At 47.4% G+C, this 7,566-nt stretch carries 4 protein-coding genes and 2 pseudogenes; 4 read left to right on the forward strand and 2 right to left on the reverse strand.

Annotated features, from left to right (window positions below):
- Window positions 1-1,018: 1,018 nt before the first annotated feature.
- A pseudogene (locus ATW55_RS09885) lies at window positions 1,019-2,177 on the reverse strand (IS3 family transposase).
- 630 nt (window positions 2,178-2,807) lie between these two features.
- On the opposite strand from ATW55_RS09885, the gene ATW55_RS09895 reads away from it, so the two are divergent.
- The 4 genes from ATW55_RS09895 to ATW55_RS09910 all read left to right on the forward strand — a co-directional run bounded on the left by ATW55_RS09895 (window position 2,808) and on the right by ATW55_RS09910 (window position 6,868).
- Entirely contained in the window at window positions 2,808-4,301 is a 1,494-nt protein-coding gene (locus ATW55_RS09895; RefSeq protein ID WP_067713668.1) for a recombinase family protein, read from the forward strand.
- Window positions 4,302-4,373: 72 nt separating this feature from the next.
- The gene (locus tag ATW55_RS09900) at window positions 4,374-5,264 is read left to right on the forward strand and encodes an Rpn family recombination-promoting nuclease/putative transposase (protein WP_201024932.1); all 891 of its coding nucleotides are present in this window, start codon (window positions 4,374-4,376) and stop codon (window positions 5,262-5,264) included.
- 269 nt (window positions 5,265-5,533) lie between these two features.
- Window positions 5,534-6,406 (forward strand): DUF6731 family protein, encoded by an 873-nt coding sequence (locus ATW55_RS09905; protein ID WP_067713663.1) that lies wholly within the window; start codon window positions 5,534-5,536, stop codon window positions 6,404-6,406.
- A 6-nt stretch (window positions 6,407-6,412) separates the two neighbouring features.
- Entirely contained in the window at window positions 6,413-6,868 is a 456-nt protein-coding gene (locus ATW55_RS09910) for a hypothetical protein (protein WP_067713659.1), read from the forward strand.
- A 293-nt stretch (window positions 6,869-7,161) separates the two neighbouring features.
- Here ATW55_RS09910 and ATW55_RS15815 read toward each other — a convergent pair.
- A pseudogene (locus ATW55_RS15815) lies at window positions 7,162-7,332 on the reverse strand (DUF255 domain-containing protein); the annotation flags it as partial.
- Window positions 7,333-7,566: the final 234 nt, after the last annotated feature.

The following is a 7,566-nucleotide window of genomic DNA, read 5'->3' on the forward strand; positions in this document are numbered from 1 at the left end:
ACTTCACTCACACCCCCTAGGCGTAGCCATAGACCGGTATTACGAGTTTCGGGGCTAAACTAAATTTGACAATTCCACAGTGATTTAGGTGATGCACCCGGTCACTGGCAATTCAGGGTATTGACAGGAGGAGCAAGTCGAATACGAGAATCAGTCGTCCGACATGTGGGTTTTCGGCACCTTGTCTTTCAAAAAACAAGTAATAGGGTTGCGCATAGGTTTACGCATACACTTCCGCATAGCCTTGCGCATAACAAACGACATGTTGATGAGCGGCAGATCCCGTACAGGGCGCGGATTCCCGGCTCTGCCTCTGTGGGACATATTACTCATTCGCCGCCCGTATGGAGGGAGCGAGCTGCGCGTTATACTCGTACCGACAAACTACTTTGTCGCATTTGAAAGCAATTCGCGTCGCCGGTGCGAGGGGTACCTCGTGTTCATACCGAGCCACAGGATCGTGAGATGCGACCTAGCCCCATCCTGAACGTCAATTCAAACGAGCGGTTTCTTCAGCCCAATCACACGCGCACAGGTGCCTCACGTTCGCGCCTCTACTCAATACAAACGGTTTCCCTGCACATCATTCTCTTAGGGCGGACAGGCCAACGTGGGCGCTCACGCGCGATAGAACCATTCATTCTGGCACACGGTTTGAAAGTGGCGCGTCAAACAATGGGGCACCGGATGGTTGCATGATACTCCCGTTTCGTCATCGTTGACTGTCCTATTCGAACGAGCTATGTTGGACGTCCAAAACGAAGGAGGTGAGAACAGATGAACACCGTCTGGCGCGAAACCACCGAAAAACATGGGCCGTAACAAATCGCTTCCCTCTATCGAATTGATATTAAGTCAAGAAAGTAGACACGATAAACAGAGACAATCGATCATTTTAAATCGGTGGTTAGGGTCGATCCCACCTTCTGTGGTTTCGACACAGCATTCATTTTTTAAAATCTTCCGATCCAGATGTCAAGGCAAAAAGCGTACCTTGACATCCTCACCACGTTCTTCGCTAGGAAGCCCGCGCTTCGTACATCGTTTCATAGTGATGCGGTGATACGTAGCCGATCGACGAATGGATTCTCTGGCGATTGTAAAAGACTTCGATATACTCAAAAATCGTTTGATGGGCGGCTTTTCGGGTTTGAAACTTGTTTAAATAAACACATTCGCGTTTGAGCGTGTTATGAAACGATTCGATGCACGCGTTATCATAACAATTCCCTTTGCGGCTCATGCTTCCCACCATGTTGTATTTCTCAAGTCTTTTCTGATATTCTACGGAGGCGTACTGGCTTCCTCGGTCCGAATGGTGCAGAACAGATCCCTTCGGTCTTTGTCGTGCATACGCTTGATCAAGCGCCCGAAGCACAAGTTCCTTCGTCATTCGATCCCCCGCAGACCATCCAACAATCTTTCGACTGTATAAATCCATCACACTTGCAACATACAGCCAGCCTTCCGCCGTCGATACGTAGGTAATATCTGACATGTACACTTGTCCAGGACGCTCAGCAATAAACGTTTGATTTAACCGATTGTCATGTACCGGATGATCATGCTTGAATTTGTCGTCGCCTTGTATTTGCGTACAATTCGGCTTCGCAGTTGATTTTCTCGCATGATCGATGCGACCGTTTTCTGAGCAACACGTTCACCCTGACGGTTAAGAAGACGCGTGATTTTAGGGCTACCATACAACTTTCTTGACGATTCAAAGATTTGAACAATACGCTTAGTCAACCGTTTTTTTCGCTTGGTTCGTTCGCTCTCAGATCTTTTCAAATACTGATAGAAACCGCTTCGTGACACGTTTAATACGTTGCACATCTTCTCGATCGGAAATTTGGAGCGGTTTTCCTTAATAAAGTGGTACTTTATCTCCGGTCGTTTGTGAAGATGCGCATGGCCTTTTTTAAAATCGCATTCTCCTCTCGCAAGTCACGGTTTTCTCGCTCCAGTTCACGGAGTGCTTGTGCATCAGGTTTTAGATGCCCACTTCCGACAAATGGCGAGACAGGATCCTCCTTGTAATGTTGAACCCATCCATGCATCGTTTTTGGCGAAATGCCTAAATCACGCGCGACTTGGGACGCTGACTTGCCTTGCTGCGTCACCATTTGGACCGCGTTTAACTTAAAATCTCGATCAAAGGGTTTTGGCACGATCATCACCTCGAATGATTTTATTTTACATTCTCAGTTCGTCGTGTCCACTTTTATAGCCTAACATCAAATCATCCCAAGTGCCGCGCAATCTGCGTCCATAGAGAAGTTGGATTTCTGGTTACAGTCGACCTAGCCTGGACGCGTTGAACAGTTATAAAAGTCTTTAGCCCTGCCGCCAGTCGAGTCATACCCATCTCTCTAAAAACACCAAATGCTCCCGCCGTTCAATACTTACATCGCACCCCTACTTGTTTCTTGATAGCCGGTATCGGATTCAGCAAGCGTATTTACTGGTCAATATGATCTCGAAGCCATTCACGGTGCAATTCTTCATTGTCGCACGAGACTGTGCAGATCGTTCCTGACTCCTTCAAATCGGACGTCGATCCCAATTCAAGAAAGACCTCATGCCCACCGCTACGCGCTTCGGCTTACTTGCAAAATGACCATCCGACACGACATCTCAAATCAACATCCCTCACGATGAATTGCCCTTATGGACGGTCCTTTCTGCTCCCCCCATCGACTTCTTGCGAAGCCTTGCCTTCTCCATCTCCTGCCGTTGACTTCACTCGCCCTGCAGAGCAAAGATGGACATCCGGAACTATAACCTGACAATCGAGGTGACACGCAATGGAACCAAAGAAGATCTACGAAGTGGCCATGTACCTGCGCAAGAGCCGCGATGATACTGGCGGTGAAGAAGATGTCCTACTCAAACACGAAACCGCACTCACCGATCTCGTCCGAAAGAACAACTGGCGCTATGTGATTTATCGGGAGATTGGCAGCTCCGACAGCATCGACTTTCGCCCTGAATTCAAACGTCTGTTGAAGGACATCAAGAACGATTTTTATGATGCAGTTGTCGTCATGGACTATGACCGTCTCAGTCGTGGCGACAAGGAGGATCGGGCGCGAATTGAAAAGACCCTTCAGCAGTCGAACACCCTCGTTGTGACTCCTCACCGCGTCTACGACCTGAACGATGAGGACCAGGAACTGATCACCGACATTGAAGGCGTCTTCGCTCGCTACGAATATCGAATGATTAAGAAGCGGTTCCAGCGCGGCAAGAAAATTGGGGCAAGACTCGGCCACTGGACCAACGGTCCTGCCCCCTTCCCGTACGTGTATAACTCAGAAGCCCACAGCCTGGATGTAGATCCCGAGAAACTGGATGTCTACAACTTCATAAAGCACCGGATTTTGAGCGGTACCACGTGTAGCGGCGTCTGCTGGGAACTCAACCGCCAGGGCATCCAGTCACCGAAAGGAAAACTGTGGTCTGAAAGCGTGCTGTACCGGCTCATCCTTAACGAAGTGCATCTCGGTCGAGTCGTATACGGCAAAACGAGCGGTGGACTCCACAAGAAACGCAAAGCTGCACCGTTCAAAGTGATCCCACGTGAAAACTGGATCGTCGTCGAGAATGCTCACCCTGCCGTCAAGACCCCGGAGGAACACGCGGAAATCGTCACACTGCTGGAAAGCCGCCGAATTCAGCCCAAACACGCCCGTCGTGGCACCTATCTTCTCTCTGGCCTACTCTACTGCGGCAAATGCGGCTACTCCCTGCAGTTCCAGCCGAAACCAAACGGGCGCACACTCGTGAAGAAGTGCCAAAAGACCGATGCATTCGGGAATTGTTGTGGCAATCGCGGGATCGAACTCGAACACGTGGAAAAAGCGGTTATGGAGAGTCTACGCGAACACGAGGCAGTACTCCTGAAAACGCCCGTTGAGACCAACGAATCAGACTTCCCAACGGAGCATCTGCTGCACACCAAAGAACGAGAACTCGAATCGTTACGTGACGGAGCGAATCGGCTTAAGGACCTATTCGTGATGGGCGATGTGACAAAAGCGGAGTACAAAACGCGGCTGGAACGCCTGAAGGATCTCACTGTGAAAAAGGAGAACGAGTATGAACAACTGAAGGAGAGCCTCGACGGATGCACGCCCCTCACTCACGCAGAACGGCTGCAGTTGATTGACGAACTCAAAGCCTCCTGGAAGGCCGCCATCGACGTGCAGGAACGAAACCGACTTATGAAGCTGATCATTGGGCGGATCGAATACAGGCGAAACGGGGGTGAAGTCGACATTCAGGTGAAGTTTCGATGACTGTGCACTTCTAAAGACTAAGGCCAAGTGATATGGTAAAATGTGTTCAAGCGATGATGAAGGTGTGGTATTGTGATGCCGTTGATGGATTTAAAGGTCGATTTTGCTTTCAAACAGTTGTTTGGGAAACAGGGAAATGAGCCAATCCTCATTGCCTTCCTCAACGCGACTCTGAAACTTCCAGAGCACGATCGCATCACGTCCATTGAAATTCTGAATTCAGAACTGGAACCTAAACATTTGGACGACAAGAAATCGGTTCTGGACATTCACGCACGTACGGAAAACGGTGCGCGGATCAATATCGAAATTCAGCTCGCAAATCGGTATGATATGGAGAAACGCACACTGTATTACTGGTCGCGAATCTATTCAGGTCAATTGAACGAAGGAATGGGCTACAAAGAGTTGGCGAAGACCATTACGATTAACATCTTGAATTTTCGATTCGTAAAACCAACCGAACGATACCATACAACGTTCCACCTATTTGAGGATGAAGAAAAATTCTTGCTCACCGATGTCTTGGAAATCCATTTCATGGAGATCTCGAAACTTATGGTGAACTGGCGCAAGAAAGCTCTCAACCTTCATGAAGACTTGCTCGTCCGTTGGTTGCTACTCTTGGAAGCTGGAGAAAATGAAGACATCCGTCGAGAATTGGAGGCGATTGCAATGCAGGATTCCGTCATGAAGAAAGCCTTTGCAGAATGGGAAGACATTAGCCGTGACCCTCGGGCCTGGTCTGAGTACGAATCTCGCCGAAAAGTCATTTTAGATGATGCTGCCGCTGTTCGTGAGGCAGAACTGCGGGCGCAAGAGGCAGGAGAAAAAGGTGCATTACAAGCAGCAGAAAACATCGCGAGGAACCTGTTAGCGTCCGGCATGGATATGGAGACAGTTGCACAACATACTGGTTTGTCGAAGGAGAAAGTTGCAGAAATGCATCGAAATATTCAATGAGCGTCATGAATGTGACAACACATATTGTAGTGCTCTCAAAACCCGATACCAATGCCGCAGATCCCTTACTATACACGAAGTGTATTCTGCAGTCCTGTTAAAATAAAGTTGCAACCATGAATGGGTGAATTTTACGAGACTGCCCATAGACTTGAAACATCACCTTCGATTGCTTTCGGAAGCAGCCTTCTACAACGAAGCAACATATTGGAATGACGTAGTTTCTAACGACTAGTGTTTGGACATGCTATAGGGTTGGGGATGAGAAATTGACGATTACAATTGACTTTTATCGGGTGGATGAACCGAGTAGTGCATCTCTGGATTTCGTATTTCAGCAAATTTCGAGTACACCTGTTGAAGAGCGAACTCGTAAGGTGTGGAAAGAATACGGAAATGTAAATGAAATAGAACTTAGAGATGGAATTTGGTTTGGAACAATTACCAAAATAAGAATGAACGCAATCCCGCAAAAGGCACGGTTGGACGGCAGCGTCGAAGATTTTTCATTAGCAGAGGACGAAGGTGTGGGTGAACGCTCGTCTTTCCTCTATGATCCTTCCCAGAATTCTAAAACACTGGTTATGCAGTATAACCACTACGGTATCAAGTCGGGTGCCTTACGCGAATATCTCTCGAATTTCATTCAGAGGGCCGAATTTGAATTACCACCATATTTAACAACTGATGCTTTGCAGCGTATGACGAGGCAAAATATAATTCGAACATTACAAGTCTCCTTCGCAGCCCCATCAAATGTTCAAATTTTTGATAACTCTGATGAAGCCACAAGTGCAATGATAAAGTTCTTGCGTGAATTGGACGGTGGAAAAGCCAACATCGAAATCAAAGCTGAAAGAGCTCGAGGTGAAACACTTTTGCCTCGAGGGATTCGTCGATTAATCGAATCGATGCTGGCAAATCGCGAATATGTGTCTGCCTTACGGGTGACTGGCCGAGAGCAGGATGAGAGTCCCCTTTTACCCATTGATCTACTGCATGACCGAATGATCGAAACAAATCCCTTTAATCCTACAAGACGTAATCGTTTGTTTCCCAAGCAGATGTACATTTTTCTTGAAGATGCGTATAACAAAAGAAGGGCAGAGATTCAAGCTCAAAATGTGGCCGGCAGGGATTGATACATTGTGGGATATAAATTTGAGCGTAGATATCCACTTCTTATTAGTTCCGGCATGGGCATAGGTGTTTTTGTCATATACCACGCTTTGGACCTAGGTCCTTTGCAAAATCTAAAGGACATTCTAACTGACCTTGTTACATTCGGTGCAATTTCAGTTGGTTTCTTATCCACGGCACTTACATTGTTGTATGCGCTTGAAGACAAGAAAATTATTAGTCAACTAAAGCAGCTTAAACGAACATCCAACAGTGCATTTCACGACATTTTATCGTATATGATGCGCGCTATATCGGCCACCCTTTTCCTAACTGTCGGATCCATTGTAGAAACAGCTTTTGCTGATACTCACGTTCATATACTTTTTCAAATTCTGATTAGTTTATTGACCTTTTTGTTTTCCATAAGTTTACTTTGTCTGTATCGTGTAATTCGAATTCTCGCTGCTTTATTGTTTGAGTGAAAACTTACCAATTGGCTGGAACCGAGGTGTAAACGGCGTTCCGTAATGAGCTATACCCCACACCTGAATTTCCTAGATTATGTTCACCAAAGTTAATTTCCAGAGGTATAAAGCTAGACATCGGCCGCGTACGCCAACCCATTCTGGTCTATCCATAAAACGTTCAAATGATTGCATTCGTACCCAACTTGCCTCTATGTACTCTTCAGGAGTAGTTTACGGACCCGCTACCAGTGACAGGTCCATATATTACTCCATTCCCGTATATTGCCACTCGTAGCCCCGCAGGGCTACGAGTAGCCTATGGACAAAAGGATTGGCCGGTTGAACCTGCGAGCGATACGGAACGCTTCGTCGCACCAAGGGTACCAGTCGACTGGATTATGGGCGTGCTGAAGGAGATACGGCGATTTTTCGTGGATCAGGCGGTTGGTGAATTTGTGGCCGCCGTTGTTGGAGTTCACGGTTGAATCATCCTCTCTGGATGGATTTACCGTTAGTATACACCCATGCGGGGAAAAGTATTGATGCTTGGGAAACAGCATAAAAAGGAGCCCTGGTTCTGGGAAGTGAAGAACCAAGGGCCTGTTGTAGAATTATCCTGCATCTTACTGGGGGTCGTCAGTCACTAAACTGGTGGCCATGGCCTTCGAGATGTACTGCCACAACTCCTTATCCATGCCGAATTCCGCTGCTCG

Origin of the sequence: Ferroacidibacillus organovorans (genome assembly GCF_001516615.1) — a bacterium.
Lineage (GTDB): Bacteria > Bacillota > Bacilli > Alicyclobacillales > SLC66 > Ferroacidibacillus > Ferroacidibacillus ferrooxidans_B.